The organism is Pseudomonas sp. P9_31, assembly GCF_034008235.1.
GTDB lineage: Bacteria > Pseudomonadota > Gammaproteobacteria > Pseudomonadales > Pseudomonadaceae > Aquipseudomonas.
Window position 1 is genome coordinate 2,696,519 of the sequence record NZ_CP125375.1, and the last position, 21,075, is coordinate 2,717,593.

The 21,075-nt window shown below is 62.7% G+C and carries 1 protein-coding gene; it reads left to right on the plus strand.

Features of this window, described 5'->3' with window-relative positions:
* Nucleotides 1-1,046 precede the first annotated feature (1,046 nt).
* Nucleotides 1,047-21,017, plus strand: coding sequence for an amino acid adenylation domain-containing protein (locus tag QMK51_RS12040; RefSeq protein WP_320394171.1), 19,971 nt, complete (start codon nt 1,047-1,049; stop codon nt 21,015-21,017).
* The last annotated feature ends 58 nt before the right edge of the window (nt 21,018-21,075 follow it).

Here is a 21,075-nt window from a genome sequence, read left to right on the forward strand (position 1 = left end):
CGACTCAGACTCCATGCGCTCCCCCTCAATCCAACCTGTCGCATACGTGGTCAGCTTCGATAATGGTTTCGCCCAAGGAATGAAAGTACGCACGCCAGAACTCGACCGCTTCTTGCGCTGTTTCCCGGTCTTTCACGCATTCGATCTCGAAAACATCCGTGCCTTGCAGTGGTGTGGTTTCTCGCCAGACGCGTAATGCCGGGTCGGGTGTTTCCTGTATGCGCTGTAGCAAACTGCTTTCGCGATCCTAGATTTCGTCGAGCACGTAGTCGACGAACAGGCAGTAATTTTTTGGCGTACAGACGCCAAAAATATGAAAACGATCCGTGTTGGGAGTGCTCATGAATGTCATCCTTTTCCATGATGGCAGTGTGCCGTACGCCGACTGGCGCGTAGATCGTTAGCCTAATACCGATCTGGAAAATTGCCATTGCGAATGTTTTTTTGAGGGGGGAGTCAGCTTTTAATCTACGAAACTGGTGGGGCGGAGCCTGTCTGGTCGGTCAGTATCCGTGATTTGTAAAGTATTCGAATCTGGATTTGACAGGTCATCTCTTCCTACTAGGCTGGTGTCGGTATTCTGTAGGAATAGTTCTAGACCTGCAGGCGCCAGCGAGAAAATACGATCTCAAGCGGTGAATCTACAATGGCGCAAGGTATGCGTCGTTGTCGCTGGCAAGCCTCAGGCGCTCACTGGTAAAGGGAATTACTGTGTTCAGGAACACGGATGTGTTGGTCTTGCTCCTCGCTGATTCTACATTGAACAGCCCAAATTCTTGCCCCCGCGGCAAGGCCGAGGGCTGCTTTCCGCTTTTTTCTCTCACGGGCAGGCGCCTGTGGGTTTGTCACAAGCGTCCCTTCGAGGACGGTTAGCTTGCGCAGCAACGCGCCCCTCAATCATTAGCTGCACAAAAAATCCGAACAATCCCCGGTAATCGACTGAAGGCTCGCACGGCAAGACGCTTACATGAGCGTGCCGCGCTGACGGGATGACACGGATCAAAGTTGCCGATGACGTCGGCCCAACCTGACAGGGAAGTCGCGCAGTGTCAGACAACAACTCTACGAATGACAGTCCACAAAGCACTCCGCCCGCAGCGCAGCCCGGTGATCGAATCCAGGAATGCGCGATCATTGCCGGCTGGAACGACACCCACCACGAATATCCGCTGGAGCAATGCCTGCAGCAGCTGATCGAGCAACAGGTGGAACGCAGCCCTGACGCCGTGGCGGTGCGCTTCGACGATCAAAGCTTGAGTTTTTGCCAGTTGAATCGCCGGGCCAATCGCTTGGCCCACTACCTGCGCGAACTTGGCATCGGCCCCGACAGCTTGGTCGGCGTGCAGATGGAGCGTTCGCTTGAGCTGATGATCGCGCTGCTCGCCATTCTCAAGGCCGGTGGTGCCTACCTGCCGCTGGACCCGGCTTACCCCGAGGAACGGCTGGCCCTGATCATTGAGGACGCCGCGGTCAGCGTGGTGTTGACGCAGCAACGTTTTGAGCAGCGCCTCAAGGCCCATAACGTTGCAGTGCTTTGCCTGGACGATCCCGCGAACGAAGTGCCGCACGAAAACGATGCCAATCCGGCGTCCATCAACCGCCCTGATGATCTCGCCTATGTGATCTACACCTCGGGCTCAACCGGGCGGCCCAAAGGCTGCATGTTGCCGCACAAGGCGATCTGCAACCGGCTGCTGTGGATGCAGCGCCATTACGCCGTGGGGCCGGCTGACCGGATCTTGCAGAAGACGCCTTTTACCTTCGATGTGTCGGTGTGGGAGCTGTTTCTGCCGTTGCTCAGCGGTGCTTGCCTGGTCATGGCCAGGCCGGAAGGCCACAAGGACGCCCACTATCTGGTGGAGATCATCAAGGCGCAGCGGATCACCATCTGCCACTTCGTGCCGTCCATGTTGCGCTTCTTCCTCAAGCACCCGGCGGTTGGCGAATGCCGGTCACTGAGCAAGGTGTTCGTCAGCGGCGAAGCACTGACCCACGACCTGCTGCTGCGGTGTCGCGCGCTTCTGAGCGCGCAATTGCACAACCTCTATGGCCCGACCGAGGCAGCGGTGGACGTCACCTGGTGGCTCGCCGAACCGCGTGAAGATCAACGGGTGCCGATCGGCCGGCCCATCGACAATATTCAAATCCATATCCTCGATGCCGGGTCCAAGCCGGTGCCGATCGGCCAGACTGGCGAGCTGTGCATTGGCGGCATCGGCCTGGCCCGGGGTTATCTCAATCGGCCCGAGCTGACGGCTGAAAAGTTCATCCGCGATCCGTTCTCCACTGAACCCGACGCCAGGCTTTACCGCACCGGTGACGAGGCGCGCTTCCTCGACAACGGCGAGATCGAGGTGCTGGGGCGTTTCGACTCGCAGGTCAAACTGCGGGGTTTTCGCATCGAGTTGGGCGAGATCGAAAACACCCTCAAAAGCCATCTGTCGATCAGTGATGCGGTGGTGCTGGTCAAGGATCCCGGCTCCGAAGATCCCAAACTGGTGGCCTATGTCGTCGCCGAGGGATTGGACAAAAAGGCGGTGCGTGATTTTGTAAAATCCTGCTTGCCGGAGTACATGACGCCGAATCAGGTTCACTTTGTCGAGCAGATCCCGGTAACGCCCCATGGCAAGGCGGACCGTCAGGCGCTGCTGGCCGGTGACGGCCTCTCGTCAGTCAGTTCACCGGCGCCGGCTGTGGATCCCCAGGCACTGACGGCCTGGCTGCAACACTATTTTATCGAGGCGCTCGGCATCAATGAGCTGGCGGTTGACGACGATCTTTTTGATCAGGGCGCGACCTCCTTTACCCTGGTGCAAGCGGTCCATAGCATTCACCAGCAGTACCAGGTCACGCTGCCGGTCGAGATGTTCCTTGAGCAACCGACCATCGCCGCCGTCACGGCCTTTATCCTTGACGCCAAGGGTGTGACACCCGAGCAGGCGCCGCTGGTGGAGGCCGCGCTGCCACCGCAACCAACAGCCCAGAAACTGATCCGGCTGGAGCGGGTGCGCTTTGATCCGCGTGCTTATCAGCGAACCGACGACGCTTCACCCGCCAGCCTTGAACGGCTGGGCTGCCTGCTCTCGTTATTGCGCGAAGTGACGCTGGAGGGTGAGGGTAAATACCTCTATTCATCAGCTGGCGGCCTCAACGCTGTCCAGTGTTACCTGTATGTCGCCGAAGGGCGGATCGAGGGACTGGCGGGTGGCGCCTGGTACTACCAGCCACGGCTCAATCGCCTGTTGCCGGTAAGTGTGCCGGCCAGTCTGGACCCGCAGGCTCTGCGTGCCGAGCAGCGCGCGCAACTGGCCGAAGCCGGTTTTGCGCTGTTTCTGGTCGCCGAAACCGCCGCCATCACGCCGCTCTATAACCATGCCGCCCCGGCGCTGCTGGTGCTGGAAGCCGGTTATATCGAGCAGATGTTGCTGTCGCACCAGGCGGACTTCGACATCGCGTTGACCCCGGTCTATGGCGTGGACGTGGTGACGATTGCCGAGCTGTTCAAGTTGCAGCCGAGCCACCGTTTGCTGCATTGCCTGATCGAAGGTGACGCGCCAGCCGTTCTGACTGGTCAGCCCGACCTCTTGTTCGCCGACTTCCTGGCAGAAAACAACAACGGTTTTGACCTGCCGGGCAAGGAGGCGCTGGAGCAACTGCACCGCCAACAACTGCGGATTCGCCATGATCTGCCGGAGCAGGGTGACTGCGTCATCGAACTGCCCACCGCACCAATCAGCACCGACGCGCTGCGCCTGCGGGCCGCCAAGCGCCAGTACGGCGGCGAGCCTCTGAGTGTGGCGCAATTGAGCCGGTTGTTGAGCCTGTTGAAGGACGGACAGGGCAGCGGTCACCTGTACAACGCCGACGCCGCACTGGACCTGAAGATCTACCTGCACCTCGCCGGGCCGACCGAGCACGGCCAGGAACACTGTCCGCCCCCCGGCATTTACCGCTACCACAGCGACAGCCATAGCCTGAGCCACATCGGCGAAGGCGATCCGCTGGCGTTCAACGGCAGCTACACCCCGTTCAACCGCAAGCATGCGCAACAGGCCCGGTTGCGAATGTTCATCATTGCCGGTCGCTCAGCGGCTTATGGCGATGAAAGTCGCTATTTCAACCTGCTCCAGGCCGGACGAATCGGCCAGTTGCTGCTGGAAAAACAAACCGAATTCGGCATCGGGCTGTGCCCCATCGGCTCGATGTACTTCGATAAAATTCGCAGCGCCTTTGACCTGCAAGAGGGTGACGAACTGCTGCACAGCTTCGTCGGCGGCACCGTCAGCCAATTGCTCCCGATAGGCTGGCCACGGCTTGAGCTCCACAGTGGCAGCCGAGTCGCCGCCGAGCCGGTGTGTGATGGCGCGCTGGCGATCATCGGCCTCAGCGGTCGTTATCCCGGTGCTGCCAATGCACAAGAGCTGTGGCAGAACCTCAGTGCCGGGCGCTCGGCGATCAACACCGTCAGCCGCGAATCGCTGCTGTATGGCGACGACATCAGCGCGGATTCACCGCAATGGGCAGTCGGCGCACTGGCCGACAAGCAGCTGTTTGATCCGCTGCTGTTCAAGATCACCCCCGCCGAAGCGAAGACCCTGGACCCACAAGAGCGCCTGTTCCTGCAAACGGTCTGGCATTGCCTGGAAAACAGCGGTTATACCGCTGCCGGTCTGCGGCGCAAGGCCGAGCGGGTCGGTGTGTTTGTCGGCGCGATGTGGGGCGATTACCAGCACCATCAGCCCGGCGAACAGGGCGAGCGAACCACCTCGTTTCTCTCGGCGATTGCCAACCGGGTGTCGTTCTTCAACGACTTCAATGGCCCCAGCGTCGCATTCGACACCTCGTGTTCATCCGCAATGACGGCCCTGCACTTTGCTTGCGCGAGTATTCGTCAGGGTGAATGTCAGGCGGCGATTGTCGGCGGCGTCAACCTGATCAGCCATCCCTCGCACCTTGAACTGTTGACGTCGCTGGAGCTGTTGTCCGGCGACGGCCAGTCTCACCCGTTCGGCCTCAACGCCAACGGCTGGGTCGCGGGCGAGGGCGTCGGTGCGCTGTTGATCCGGCCACTTGCAGAGGCCAGACGCGACGGTGACCAGATCCTCGGCGTTGTTCGTACCACGGCCATCAGCCACAGCGGCAAGACGTTTCGCTACGGCACACCGAGCGCCGACAGTCATGCCGCGTCGATGCGCCGGGTGCTGCAACAGGCGGGCTTGCCTGCCGAGGCGATTGGCTACGTGGAGGCCGCAGCCCCCGGTGCCAGTCTGGCGGACGGGGCCGAGTTTGCGGCGATCAACAAAGTCTTCGGCAGCCGCCTTGGCGATACACCGCTGAAAGTCGGGTCGATCAAGGCCAATATCGGCCACCTCGAATCGGCGTCGGCGCTGTCGCAGATCACCAAAGTATTGATGCAGTTCAAACACCGGCAGATAGCGCCGACCCTGGGCTGCATTCCGTTGAGCCCCCTTGTCGGACTTGAAAACAGTAACCTTGCCATCGCCGACACGTTGAGCGAGTGGCAGGGGCCGCAACGTGCATTGATCAATGCCTTCGGCGCCAGCGGTTCCGGTGGTCATTTGATCCTTGAAGCGCCACCACCACAGACCACAACATTGAAGACTGTCGGGCCGTGGCTGTTTCCCTTTACCGCCGCCAGCCGTGCGCAGCTTGATCAACTGATGGCGGCATTTGCCGACGCTCTTCAGGCAGGACGCCTGGGCGACGCCAGTCTCGGCGATATCAGCTACACCCTGTGCGTCGGCCGAGCGCCACTGGGACATCGTCTGGCACTGGTGGCCGACAGCGAAACCGAACTGCTGACGCTGCTCAACAATGGTCAGTCAGCGCCGCCAGGCACCCTCGCCAGAGCGGCACAACCGGCTGCTATCGAACAGGATCTGCGCGGCCTCGACCGCGATGCCCTGAACGCCATCGCCAGCCGCTGGGTCGCCGGCGAAACCGATCTGGCCGAGATCGCCCGGCATGACGCTCGTCGAGTGGCACTGCCGGCATACCCCTTTGCAACCGTTGATTGTCATATCGCGGCCTCCGCCAGGGACGAAGCAGCACCACCGCCTGCGCGGGATGACGCGCTGCACACTGCGCTGGAGGGCTATCTCAAACAACACTTTTCCAGCGTCTCGGCGATTCCCGAGAGCAGCCTCGACAGCCTTGAAAGCTTTGATCGCTACGGCTTGACCTCGCTGATGATCACCGCGCTCAACCAACGGCTGGCCGAGGCGTTTGGTGCGTTGTCCAGCACCCTGTTCTTCGAACACCAGAGCATCGGCGCACTGGCCGCTTATTTTGCTGCCGAACATCCGTCGCGCAGCCGGCAACTGCTGGGGATTCAGGCGCCCCTGAAACAGGCTACCCAGCCCGCCAGAACCGCACAACGCCCCGACACTAACCGACGCCAGGAGCGCGACGAACCGATTGCGATCATCGGCCTGGCCGGGCGTTTTCCCGGTGCACCGGACGTCGACAGCTTCTGGGACAACCTGAAAAACGCGGTCGACAGCATCAGCGAGATCCCCGCCGAGCGTTGGCAGCACCAGCATTACTACAGCCGCGACCGCCGCCTCAAAGGCAAGATCAACACCAAGTGGGGCGGCTTTATCGACGGTGTAGACCGCTTCGATCCGCTGTTTTTCAATATTTCGCCGCGCGACGCCGAGCGCATGGATCCGCAGGAACGGATCTTCCTCGAAACCGCCTGGCACACCCTCGAAGACGCAGGCTACGACCGCGCCGCATTGCAACGTCACTACCAGGGAAACATGGGGGTTTTTGTCGGCGTGATGCACGGCGAATACCTGCTGTACACGCGCTCTGCCGCCGCAGACTGCGCCGACGATGCGGTGGATTCATCGTTCGGTTCGATTGCCAACCGCGTGTCCTACGTCTTCGACTGCAACGGCCCGAGCATGGCCATCGACACCATCTGCTCGTCCTCGCTGACCGCGCTGCACCTGGCCGTCGAGAGCCTGAAACGCGGCGAGTGCCGGGTGGCGCTGGCCGGTGGTGTCAACCTATCGTTGCACCCCAACAAATACTTCATCCAGTCGCAGCTGACCATGTCCTCGACCGATGGCCGCTGCCGCAGTTTCGGCGAAGGCGGCGATGGTTTTGTACCCGGCGAAGGCGCCGGGGCGGTGTTGCTCAAACCGCTGTCCCAGGCCCAGGCCGATGGCGACAACATCTACGGCGTCATTCGTGCGACCTCGGTCAACCATAACGGCAAGACCCATGGCTACACCGTGCCGAGCCCGAATGCCCAAGGCGCAATGATCGCCGAGTCGCTGGAAAAGGCCGGCATGAACCCCCGCGAGCTGAGCTACATCGAAGCCCACGGCACCGGCACCGCGTTGGGCGATCCGATTGAAATCAGCGGTCTGCAACAGGGTTTTGCCCGACGCAGCGCGACCCTCGGCAGCGAGCCGGCATCGGCGCAGCAGTGCGCCCTAGGCTCGGCCAAATCGAACATCGGCCATCTGGAATCGGCAGCCGGCATCGCCGGGATCGCCAAGGTGCTGCTGCAACTCAAGCATCGCCAGCTGGCGCCGTCGCTGCATTCGAGTCGGCTCAATCCCGGCATTTCCTTTGCCGAATCGCCGTTCTACATCCCCCAGCAACTGCAAGCGTGGCGCCGACCGCTGCTCAATCTCGATGGCCGCGAACGCGAATATCCACTGGCCGCCTCGGTCTCGTCGTTTGGCTCTGGCGGTTCGAACGGCCATGTGATCATCGTCCAGTACGTGGCGCCGGAGCGGGACGAGGCGGTTGTCGGGCTGCCGGCGATCATCGTGCTGTCGGCCAGAACCCCGGCGCAGTTGCAACAGCAAGTCGAGCGTTTGCAGCAGTTCCTGCAACGACGCGACTTTGAGGGCGAGCCGCCGCGCCTGGCGGACCTGGCCTTTACCCTGCAACAGGGCAGAGAAGCGCTGGAATATCGCCTGGCCTTCAGCGTCGTCTCGATCAGTGAGCTGCAAGACCGCCTGGCGCAGAGCCTGGCGCAACTGCTCAAGGCCCCGGAACACTTTGGTTGTTTCGACGGCCTGCATCTGGGCCGGGTGCAAGACAACAAGGCGGCCATGGCGGTGCTGGCCCACGATGAGGACATGGCGGCAACGCTGGCGGCCTGGGCCGACAAAGGCAAATACCAGAAGTTGCTGGAGCTGTGGGTCAAAGGGCTGACGTTCGACTGGGCGCTGCTGGGCACCTCCATGGGCCTGGCCAGACGGATCAGCCTGCCGGGTTATCCCTTCGCCCGTGAACGGATCTGGGTGTCCGGCGATTTCCATTTTCCGCCTCAGGCCGAGCAGCTTGGCGAGGCCCGCTTGCACCCGTTGCTGCACCGCAACGTCTCCGATCTGTCGCAACAGAAATTCAGCTCGGTGTTCAGCGGCCATGAGTTTTTCCTGCGCGATCATCGCGTGCGCAACCAGAAAGTGCTGCCCGGCGTGGCCTATCTTGAGATGGCGCGAGAAGCCATCAGCCGCTCACTCGGCGAGCTGGCATCCTCCGGCACCGTGAGTCTGTGCAATCTGGTGTGGTCGCAACCGCTGATGCTCAGCGAGCAGGGCGATACACCGGCCACCGTCGACATCCACATCAACAGCGTCGAGCTACAGCGACTGACCTTCGACATTCGCGAACAGCAACAACAAACCCTGTGCTGCCAAGGCGAAGCGGTGTTGCTGCAAAACGCGCCCGAACCGGCTGCATCGCTGGCCTCCCTGCAAGCCGCCATCAACGGCCATCGCCTCGACGCCGAGGTGCTGTACCGCGTTTTCGACAGCATCGACATCCACTACGGCCCCAGCCACCGACCGGTTCGCGAACTGCGCATTGACGGCGGCCAGCTGTTGGCAAGGATCGAACTGCCGCAGTCCCTGAGTGCCGGCCACACGCAATTTATCCTGCACCCGAGTCTGATGGACGGCGCGTTGCAGTCGACCGTGGGCCTGCTGGTGGCCGATCAGCTCGATCAAGGTGCAGCACCGCAACTTGGGCAAACCTGGGTGCCGTTTGCACTGGCCCGGCTACAGCTGAGCGGCGCGGCACTGGGTGAACAGACATGGGCCTGGGTGCGGCCCGGTGCCGAGAGCACGGAAGCGGGACAGTCGGTTTTTGATATCGATATCTACAATCAGCAGGGCGAGCATTGCGTCGCCCTTCAGGGCTTTGTCCTGCGGGAAATGAAAGTTCCGTCGCCGCTGGAGGTGCTGCTCGACGACCGCCCGCAGACAGACTGTTACCTGGTGGAAAAATGGCGCCGGGTCAGTCCTCAATTGTTGCCGCCAAGCAGCCCCCGACTGTTGCTGATCGCCAATGATCCCCAAGGCCAGCAACAGTTGATCGCCCGCTACCCGCAGGCCGCTTCATTGTTGCTGGACGGAAGCGAATCCATCGAAACACTCACCGGCCTGCTGCGTGAAGCCGGCCCGGTAGAGCATCTGTTGTGGCTGGCGCCGACCGCGTCAGTCGATGACGCCAGCGCCGACGGCATGATCAATGCCCAGCAAGCCGGCGTACTGAGCTGCTTCCGCTTGATCAAGGCGCTGCTGGCGTTGGCACTGGACCAGCAGCCACTGGCATGGACGGTCATCACCCGCGCCACGCTGACAGTGTTCGGCGAAGCCAGCCCGCTGCATCAGGCCGCCACCGAACCGGTGGCGCCCGCTCACGCCAGCCTCCATGGGCTGATCGGTGTGATGGCCAAGGAATACAGCCATTGGCAGGTGCGGCTGGTGGACCTGCCGGCCGGCGACAGCTGGCCGAGTCTGGATCCGTTGTCGTTGCCTGCCGATCCGCGCGGCGACGCGCTGGCCTGTCGTAACGACGTCTGGTATCGCCAATCCCTGGTGCCTTGCCTGGCGCCGACCGAAGCGGCTGCCGACAGTCTCTACCGCGATGGTGGCGTGTACCTGGTCGTTGGCGGCGCCGGCGGTATTGGCCGCTTGTGGAGTGAACACCTGATCCGCAGCCGTGGCGCTCAGGTCATCTGGCTGGGGCGTCGCGAGCAGGACCGCCAAATCGATGCAGCGATCAGCGAACTGGCCCGGTTTGGCCCCGCGCCACGCTACATCAGCGCCGACGCCGGCAACCACGCCGCGCTGCAACAGGCGGTGAAGCAAGTGCTGGCCGAGCATGGCCGGATTCACGGGGTGATCCACGCGGCGATCCAGCTTGAGGATCAAAGCCTGGCGCGCATGGATGTGCAAAAATTTGTCGCGGGCCTCGCCGCCAAGATCGATGTCTGCGCACGTCTGGCCGAGGTGTTTGAACACCTGCCGCTGGATTTCATGCTGTTCTTCTCGTCGTTGCAGAGCTTCACCAAGTCGGCAGGCCAGAGCAATTACGCGGCCGGCTGCACCTTCAAGAACGCCTTCGGCCACACTCTGGCGCAACAACGCAGCTACCCGGTGAAAGTCATCAACTGGGGTTATTGGGGCGAGGTCGGCTCGGTGGCCAGCGACGACTATCGGCGCCGGATGTCCGAGGTTGGCCTCGGTTCAATCAACGGTGAGCAGGCGATGGCGGCGCTGGAAACACTGCTCGGCGCGGCTGATGACGGCGTGCCGCTCAGCCAGTTGACCTTCCTGCGTACTTCGCAGCGGTTGAGTGACACCTTCAACCACCTGGCGCTGGCCCAACATCCTGCCGGGCCTTTCGGTGAGTACGGCGAAATGCGTCCGCCTGCCTATCCATCGCTGATCAGCCGAATGCAGAAGAATCTGCGGGTGGACAATCAGCAGGTTCGCAGCGCAACCGCGCAGGTGCAGGCGTACAAGGCGGCTATCGACGAGCAGCAGGTCCGCTTGCTCTACGCCCAGTTGCAGCAATTGGGCTGGTTCAGTCGCGAGCGCGAATCCGTGGCTGAAATGACCCAACGCAGCGGCTTGTTGCCGATGTATCAACGCTGGCTAGACAAGAGCCTGCAAGAGCTGGCCCAACGCGGCTACGTGCAGCTGGAGGGCGACAGCTGCCGTGTCACCCACCCGCAACCGCTGGCGGTAGAAGCCCTGTGGCACGAATGGGATGCACAAAAGTCGGCCTGGCTCGAACACCCCAGCCTGAAAGCCGAAACACTGCTTGCGCAAGCGACCCTGCGTGTATTGCCGCAGATTCTTGATGGCCGGATCGCCGCCACCGACATCCTGTTTCCCGACGCCTCGATGTCCATGGTCGAGGGCATCTACAAGCACAATCCGGTGTCCGATTTCTTCAACGAAGTGCTGCTCGAAGCCATGCTCGAATTTGTCAGGGCTCGCCTGGAGCTGGCGCCACAGACGCCGATCCGGATCCTGGAAATCGGCGCCGGCACCGGTGGCACCAGCGCCCGCGCTTTTGAAAAACTGCGGCCGTATCAGGCGCAGATCGCCGAGTACTGCTACACCGACGTCTCCCAGGCGTTTCTGATGCACGCGCGGCAGGTCTATGGCCCGCAGACCCCCTACCTCAGCTATCAGCTGTTCGACGTCGATAAGCCGCTCGCAGCTCAGGGCATCAAGCCCGGCGCCTATGATCTGGTGATCGCCACCAACGTCCTGCACGCGACGCAGGACCTGCGCCGGACGATGAAAAATGCCAAGGCTGCGCTCAAGCACAACGGCCTGGTATTGATCAACGAGATTGCACGCAATGGCCTGTTTACCCACCTGACTTTCGGCCTGCTCAAGGGCTGGTGGCTGTTCGATGATCAGGACCTGCGCTTGCCCGGCGGCCCGGCGCTCGCGCCCAGACAGTGGAAGCAGGTGCTGGAAAGCGAAGGCTATCGGCAGGTGTATTTCCCGGCGCTGGCCGACCACGACCTTGGGCAGCAGATCGTCATCGCCCAGAGCAATGGAATGGTCTGGCAGGACCGCAGCGATAAAATCGAATCGGTCAGAATGGCGCCTGTCATCCGGGCAAAAGTCGCGGCTCAGGCACCGCGAGCGCCACAACGCAGCGTTATCGCAGCGCCGATGGCCGAAGTTAGCAGCACGCAGCTCAAAGCCGAGACCGTCCGCTACCTCAAGCAGGTCATCGGTGGTCTGTTCAAGATCGCCCCCGAACAGATTGACTCCCGTGAAGCGCTGGAAACCTATGGCATCGACTCGATTCTGGTGGTGCAACTGACCAACCTGCTACGGGACAAACTGGCGGGTATCAGCAGCACGCTGTTCTTCGAATACCAGACCGTCGAAGCACTGGCGAATCATTTTGTCGCCACGCAGAAAGACCGGCTCAGGACGCTGCTCGGACTGGATCAGACAGCGGTAATCGTGCAGCCATCCGCAGTCGAAAGCGTCGAACCATTGATCAATCCGGGCAAGTCGCGCTTTACCGCCAAGGCAGCCGATAACACGCCGGCAACGGCACGCGGTTCAGACGTGGCCATCGTCGGTCTGGCCGGGCGTTACGCCAACTCCGACAATGTTCGCGAGTTGTGGCAGCACCTGAAAAATGCCGAGAATTGCATCGATGAAGTGCCGGCGGATCGTTGGGACTGGCGTCAGTACTTTGATCAGGCGCCGGGCACGGCGGGCCGCATCTATACCCCGTGGGGCGGCTTCATCCGCGAAATCGACAAGTTCGATCCGCTGTTCTTCCATCTTTCGCCCCGCGAAGCGCTGAAGATGGACCCTCAGGAACGGCTGTTCCTGGAAGAGGCCTATCACTGCATCAGCGACGCCGGCTATACCCCCGCACGCTTGGCCGAACGGCATCGGGTCGGGGTGTTTGTCGGCGTGATGAATGGCACCTACGCCCGCCAGTCCAGCTACTGGTCGGTGGCCAATCGCGTGTCGTATCAGTTCAATTTCCAGGGTCCGAGCCTCGCGGTGGACACCGCCTGTTCGTCATCCATTACCGCGATTCATCTGGCGCTGGAAAGTCTGCACAGCGGGATCAGCGACTGTGTGCTGGTCGGCGGGGTCAATCTGGTGGTCGACCCCGTGCATTACATGGGCCTGAGCGAGATGAAGATGTTGTCCTCGGGCCGCCAGTGCAAGGCGTTCGGCGCCGATGCCGACGGCTTTGTCGGGGGGGAGGGCGTGGGTGTCTTGCTGCTCAAACCGCTGGCTCAGGCCGAGGCGGATGGCGACCGGATTTACGGTGTGATCAAAGGCAGCATGATCAATGCCGGTGGCAAAACCAACGGCTACACCGTGCCTAATCCCTTGGCCCAGAGTCGGTTGGTGATCGATTCGCTGGCAAGGGCCGGGGTCGACGCCCGGGCCGTGAGCTACGTCGAGGCCCACGGCACCGGCACCGCGCTGGGCGACCCGATCGAGATCGCCGGTCTGGCCCGGGCCTTCAATAGCGGCGTGCCAACGCCCGTCAGACAGTACTGCGCCATCGGCTCGGTCAAATCCAATATCGGCCATTGCGAAAGCGCCGCCGGCATCGCCGGTATCACCAAGGTGCTGCTGCAACTGCAGCACCGCCAACTGGTGCCATCGCTGCACGCCGAGGCACTCAACCCGGAGATCGACTTCGCCAACAGCCCGTTCGCGGTGCAGCAGTCGCTGGCCGAATGGTCGCGACCGCAAGTGCTGATCGACGGTGTCTTGCAGACGTTCAAGCGCATTGCCACGGTGTCCTCCTTCGGCGCGGGCGGCGCCAATGCCCACGTGGTGATCGAAGAGTACGAAGACCGCAGAGTGCCGCCAGCGATTGCCGTTAATGAGCAGCATCCGGCGATCCTCCTGTTGTCGGCCAAGACTCGCGAGCAGTTGCTGCAACAAGCCAGTCTGTTGCTGGACGCGCTTGCGCAGGACGCACTCGGCGACACCGATCTGCCGGCTCTGGCCTTTACCTTGCAGGTCGCTCGTGAGGCGATGGAGCATCGCCACGGCTGGCTGATCAACTCAATGATCCAGCTGAAAACCCGACTGCGGGAATTCATCGACGACGGCGGCGCTCAGGCGCGTGGTCGGCTCAAGCCTGACGCTCAGGCGTCGAGCGCCGATATCGGCGGCTGGATCGAGCGCGGCGAACAGCAACAGCTGCTCGACGCCTGGCTCGGCGGCGCCACCCTGGATTGGCGCCTGATGTACCCGCAGGGCACGCCCGCGCCGCTCAGCTTGCCGGGTTACCCCTTTGCCCGCGAGCGCTACTGGCGCGAACCGCAGCAAGCGGTCGTGTCGGCCATCGCGGGCGAGCAACGGCTGCACCCACTGCTGCATTGCAACGTGTCGGACCTGCGCGGCTTGCGTTACCTGACCCGGTTCACCGGTGACGAAAGTGTGTTGGCCGAGCATCAGGTCAACGGGCAGGGCGTGTTGCCGGGTGCGGCGATGATCGCCATGATCCACGCGGCATTGACCGACGCCCTGGGCGGCGCGGTGCCTGCGGACAGGGCGCTGGTGATCCGCAATCTGGCGTGGCTCCAGCCGTTCAGCGTTGACACCGCCAACAACGGCGAGCTGTTCCTTGAACTGTCGGTGCAAGCAGAGGGCGACTACCAGATCGGGATTTGCTCCTATGACCGCGCCGGCCAGTTGCAGCTGCATTGTCGGGCTTTGGCCCTCATCTCCGTGGTCCAGGCCGCCCGGCTCGACTTCAACAATGTCGGCGCCCAAAAAGTGGACGTCGAGGCCTGCTACCAGCGTTTTGCGGCAATGGGCATCGACTATGGCGTCGGTCATCGCCGGTTGCAGTCGCTGCTGCGTCAGGACGATCAGGCGCTGGCGCGGGTCGGACTGCAAGCCCCGGCGCTTAAGGCCGGTTTCGCCCTGCATCCGGCGCTGTTGGATGCCGCCATGCAAGGCGTGATGGCCTTGCTGTTTGATGAACTGGGCGAGCGCCCGGCGCTGTTGCTACCCGACGGGCTGGGTGAATGCGTGTTGTTTGCCGACTGTCCGGCGACCTTGCAGGTGCAGATCCGCAGCGCAGGGACCACGCCGGGCGGCTATCGCTTTGATCTGGCGTTGTTCGACGACAATGGCCAGTGCTGCGCGATGCTGAATCAGCTGTCGTTCAAGACCGTTTCCGGCACCCGTCCGGGCGCCAGCAGCGGACTGCTGTGTCACAAACAATGGCTCGACGCTCAACCGGCCGGCGCGACAGCCGCACCGGGGCTTACACAGGTGGTGCTGACGCACGGGTTTTCCAACCTGGTGGAGCCTCTAAAGGCGCGAGGCATCCTGAGTTTCACGCTGCCAGAGGGCGACTATCAGCACGCAGCGCTGGCACTTGCCGAACAGTTCAAACCTTTGCTGCGCACCGGCCAACCCTGCCTGATTCAACTGCTGATCCCGGCCGACGATCCGCACGGTTATCGCGGCCTCGGCGGCCTGTTGTGCAGCGTCAGTCGTGAACAGCCGGCGCTGATCAGCCAGCTGATTGAAGTGGCACCGGGGCTCGACACACAGCAGTTACTGACGCAATTGTCAGCCGAGGCCGCTAACCCAGGCGAGCGCCAACTGCGCTATCTGGCCGAGGCCGGTACATTGCGCCGTCAGCAACTGAGCTGGCGCCACCAGCCGCTGGATAACGCTCCTGCGCCTTGGCGGCCAGAGGGTGTCTACCTGATTACCGGTGGTTTGGGCGGTGTCGGCACGGTCATGGCGCGCACGATCATCGCTGCCGCGTCTCGGGCCCGTGTTGTGCTCTGTGGCCGCACGCCAGCCGATGCTCCGTCGGTGCTCGACAAGCTGGCGCAACTGGGCGCAGGCGTTGACTACCGCACCGTGGATCTGGCCGATGCCGATCAGGTCGAACGCCTGATCACTGACATCGTCAGCCGTCACGGCGCATTGCACGGGATCATCCATTGCGCCGGCATCACCCGCGACGCTTTGCTGGCAGACAAGCCCACGGCGGACTTTGCCGCCGTGTTCGCCGCCAAAGTTGACGGCGTGCACCATGTCGACCGCTTCAGTGCCGGCTCGGCGCTGGATTTCTTTGTGCTGTATTCCTCGATTGCCAGCGTCATGGGCAACGCCGGGCAGACCGATTACGCCGCCGCCAACGGCTATCTGGACGCCTTCGCCAGCCTGCGCAATCAACAGGTCGCAGCCGGGATGCGGCAGGGTCGCACGCTGTCGATCAACTGGCCGCTGTGGCTCGAAGGTGGCCTGCACATGAGTGATACGGCGCGGCGCCTTCTGGCGCAACGCACCGGCATCGAAGCGATGGCCAGTGCCACCGGCATTCAGGCGTTCTATCAGGCGTTGCACAGCGACGAAGACCAGCTGATGGTGCTGGCAGGCGACACCGAAAAACTGCTCGCACTGCTCAGCGATGAACCGCCCCCTGTTGTGGAGGCGGTACCTATAGACGGTGAAAACCTGCTGACCTGGCTGCGTCAGTTGCTGGCCAATACGGTGAAGATCGCCCAGTCGCGACTGGATAACGACGTGCCGTTCGAGCAGTACGGCATCGATTCGCTGATGATCATGGAGATGACCGCCGCGCTGGAAAAGCGCTTCGGTGCGTTGTCCAAAACCCTGTTTTTCCAATACCCGAGCCTGCAAAGCCTGGCCGATCACCTGGCCACGCGACAGCCGCGAAAAGCGGCACAGGCGCCATTGATAACCCAGCTGCGGAGCCTGCTGTCGAGTGTCTTGAATACGCCGCCGGAGCAGCTCGATGATCAGCAGTGTTTCGAGGATTACGGCATCGACTCGTTGCAGATCCTCGACCTCACACGGCGCCTCGAACAACGTTTTGGCACGCTATCACCGGCGCTGCTGTTCGAGCATTCCAGCCTCCGGGCCCTGGCGAACCACTTGGCATCAAGAGACGCCACAGCGGTCGCCGAACTCGTCGCCACACCCCGTGATCAACAGCGCCGGCTGTTCGACCAACCTGCGCAAATTCAGCAGCCGATCGCGCCACAGCGCGACGATGTCGCCATCATCGGCATCGCCGGGCGCTACCCGGACGCCGACAACCTTGACGCCTTCTGGCACAACCTCAGCCAGGGCAAAAACAGCATCGGCGAAATCCCGCCTGAACGCTGGGACTGGCGCGGCTACTACAGCACCAACCGCAGCGAGATCGGGGTGCACAACAGCAAGTGGGGCGGCTTTATTGACGGTATCGATCAGTTCGATCCGCTGTTCTTCAATATTTCGCCGCTGGAAGCCGAGCTGATCGACCCGCAGGAACGGCTGTTTCTGCAAACCGCCTGGGCGGCCATGGAAGACGCTGGCTACAGCCGTCAGCTTGGCGTTGAGCAGGCCGAAAAGACCCGGCAGGTCGGCGTCTATGCCGGCGTGATGTACAGCGAATACCAACTGCTGGGCGCAGAAGCCAGCCTGCGCGGCGAGCGCATGGGCTTTGCCGGCTCCAGCGCGAGCATCGCCAACCGGGTGTCGTTCTGCCTCAACCTGCAAGGCCCGAGCCTGTCGCTCGATTCGATGTGCTCCAGCTCACTGACCGCCATCCATCTGGCCTGCCAGGACCTGCACAGTGGCCGTACCGCCATGGCCATTGCCGGTGGCGTCAACCTGACGCTGCACCCCAACAAATACCTGATGCTCAGCAGTGGCCAGTTCATCTCCAACCAGGGCCAGTGCGCCAGCTTCGGCGAGGGCGGTGACGGTTATGTGCCGGGCGAGGGCGTGGGCGTAGTGGTCCTCAAGCGCCTGGCGGATGCCGAGCGTGACGGCGATCAGATCTACGGGTTGATCAAGGGCAGCTACCTCAACCACGGCGGCAAGAACACCGGGTACAGCGTGCCCGATCCACGGGCGCAGCAGGCCGCAATCAGCGGCGCGCTCAAGGACGCGCAGGTTGATCCGGCGGCCATCAGCTACATCGAGGCTCACGGCACCGGCACCCGTCTGGGCGACCCGATTGAAATCGCCGGCCTGGCCAATGCCTTGGGTGAGCGTACGCCTGGGCAGAGCTGCTGGATCGGTTCGGTGAAATCCAACATCGGTCACTGCGAAGCGGCCGCTGGCATCGCCGGCCTGACCAAGGTGCTGTTGCAGCTCAAGCACGGGCAGATCGTGCCCTCGCTGCATTCGCGTACGCTCAACCCCTTTATCGATTTTGCCGCGACCCCGTTCGAGGTCAACCAACACCTGCGTGACTGGCCGCAGCCGGTGCAGGGCGGTGAGCCGATGCCGCGCATCGCCGGGATTTCCTCGTTCGGCGCGGGCGGTTCCAACGCTCACTTGATCGTTGCGCAGTACCCACAGGCCAAGCCTTTACCCGGTCATGACGGCAAGCCCGAAATGATTCTGCTGTCTGCCCGCGAGCCCGAGCAATTGCGCCAGATCGCCAGCCGTCTGCTCGCCAGACTGGAGCAGTCGCCGGCGACTGACAGCCTGGCCGCCATTGCCCACACCTTGCAGGTGGGCCGCGAGGCGATGGAGCATCGTGCGGCGTTCATCGCGTCTTCGACGGCAAGCCTGCTGGATGCCTTGCGCGCTCTGGCCGGCGGCGACAGCCGTGGCTGGATTTGCGGGGACACGAACGCTAGCAGCGACCACGTCGAACAGTTCAAAAACCGCTTCCCGAGCCAGTGGCGCGAGCAGTTGGCCAGGCTGTTTGCCAACGGTGAGCAGCAACAATTGTTGGCGCTGTGGAGCGCGGGGCTGCGCATCGACTGGGCTGCGCTGTGGGCCGCCAGCGGTGAACAACGCCAGCGCATCAGCCTGCCAACTTATCCCTTCGCCACCAGCCGCTATTGGGCGCCTGTTGGCGCCAATCGCCTGCCTTCGGCAGCGGCGGTCTTGCATCCGTTGCTGCACCGCAACAGCTCGACCTTCGACCGCCAGCAATTCACCAGTGACTTCAGCGGTGACGAGCCGTGGCTGCGCGACCATGTGGTGAACGGGCGCAAAACCCTGCCCGGTGCGGCCTGCCTGGAAATGATCAGGGCCGCGGTGACGCATTCGCGGGAGGACGGCGAGGCGCAGCCCATGGTCATCGAGCGGCTCAACTGGCTGGCGCCGCTGACGGTGGAATCCGCACCGCGCCGCCTGCGGGTCAACCTGGAGCGCGTAGACGGTCAGCTTGCGGTGACGTTGCTCGGCGAAGACGGCGATCAAGTGCATTGGCAGGCTCGCGTGATTACGGATGTGCAGTCGGTTGCCGAGCGACTGGATCTGGCGCACTGGCGCGACCGCACTTGGCAACGACGCCTGGACGGCGAAGCAGTCTATTGCCTGTTCGACCAGATGGGCCTGGCGTACGGCGCCAGCCATCGCGCCATTCGCCAGCTGTTGATCGCGGAGCAGGGCGGCCAGCGCGAAGTGTTGGCGCAGTTGAACCTTGAGGGCATCCATCCCGGCGGTGGCTGGTGGCTGGAGCCCGGCATGACCGACAGCGCGTTGCAGGCCGCCATCGGCATGTTACTGCCGCTGAACGATAGCGCCGCCGCACCGTTGTCACTGGTGATGCCGTTTGCCCTGCAACGGCTGGAAATCATCGCGCCGTGTCAGCGGCGGATGTGGGCCTTGTTGCGCAGCGACCTTGCCGACAATCCCGCTGGCCGGATCACTATCGAGCTGTGTGACGATCAGGGACAGCTCTGCGCGCGATTCACAGGATTGAGCTCAAGACCGCTCACGGCGGGGCCAAAAAAACTGAAGAAAACACAACAGCTATTGGCGCCGATCTGGTCAGTGGTCGATGGTGTGATCAGCGAACGGGAGGAAGTCCAGGGCGCGATGCTGATCTTCGGCGCGACCCCGGCTCGTGAGCAGACGCTGGCTGAACTCTATCCTCAGGCCGCACGGTTGGACGACTCGCAGCCCGACTACGAAGCCGAACTGCACGCCCGGCCCGGATTGACCGACGTGATGTGGCTGGCGCCGTCCGACGACGGCAGCGCGGACCTGGTCGCGGCGCAACAGCACGGTGTCCTCGCGCTGTTCCGGTTGATCAAGGCGCTGCTGAATCAGGGCTACGGTCCTCGCCCGCTGCGCTTGACCCTGATCACCGATCAGGCGATCAGCATCCGCCCCGGCGAATCCTGCCGTGCGACTCACGCAGCGGTGCATGGCCTGGCCGGTTCACTGGCCAAGGAATATCCGCACTGGACCGTGCAGCTCGCGGACCTGCCCGACTCGCAATTGTCCCTGTTGCGCTCAGCACCCTTCGCCGGCATCGCTTGCGGCGAACTGCTGGCTCTGCGTCAGGGCCAATGGTGGTTCCGCCAACTGGCGCGGGTAAAGGCCGACACAATGCCAGCCCGTCTGCCGGTGTATCGCGACGGCGGCGTCTATCTGGTCATTGGTGGTGCCGGCGGGATTGGCGCGGTCTGGAGCCGCCACATGATCAGCCAGCATCTCGCGCGGGTGATCTGGATCGGTCGCCGTGCGCGGGATGCGCAGATCGAAGCCAAGCTTGACGATCTCACCGCCATCAGCCTGATGCATGACGCCCCGGCGCCGGTTTACCTGCAAGTCGACGCCGCCGACGAACAGCAACTGGCTGCGGCGAAACAGCAGATCACCGAGCGGTTTGGCCCGATCAATGGCGTGGTGCATTCGGCGATTGTGCTCAAGGACCAAAGCCTGGCCAACATGGACGAGCAGACCTTCACCCGCGTACTGAACGCCAAGGTCGCCACCAGCGTGGCCCTGGCCCGCACGTTCGGGAACAGCGCCGACGCGCTGGATTTCGTGCTGTTTTTCTCCTCGATGATGTCCTTCAGCACGGCTGCCGGCCAAGGCAACTACGCAGCGGGCTGCACCTTTGCCGACGCCTTCGCCGATCAACTCAGGAGCGAATGGTCGTGCCCGGTCAAGGTCATCAACTGGGGGTATTGGGGCAGCGTCGGCACGGTGAGTGACGCCCGTTACCAGGAGCGCATGAGCGCGCTTGGCCTGGGCTCCATCGAACCCGAGGAAGGCCTGCGTGCACTCGATCAATTGCTGGCGGGCGAGCTGCACCAGCTGGGGCTGTTGAAGCTTTTGCAGAGTGACGAAATCGACGGGCTCGACAGCCTGGCCGGTTTGCTCGGTCACGAACACATCGCGCTCTCCGCGCACACATCCGGCGCCATGGCGGCGATGCAGGACAGGTTAGGGGAAAGGCTGGCGGCGTTGGCAGCGATCACGTAACGCCCCAGAGAAACAATCCATTTCACCCACAGCAGACGCGTCACAGGGAAGTTGAAGC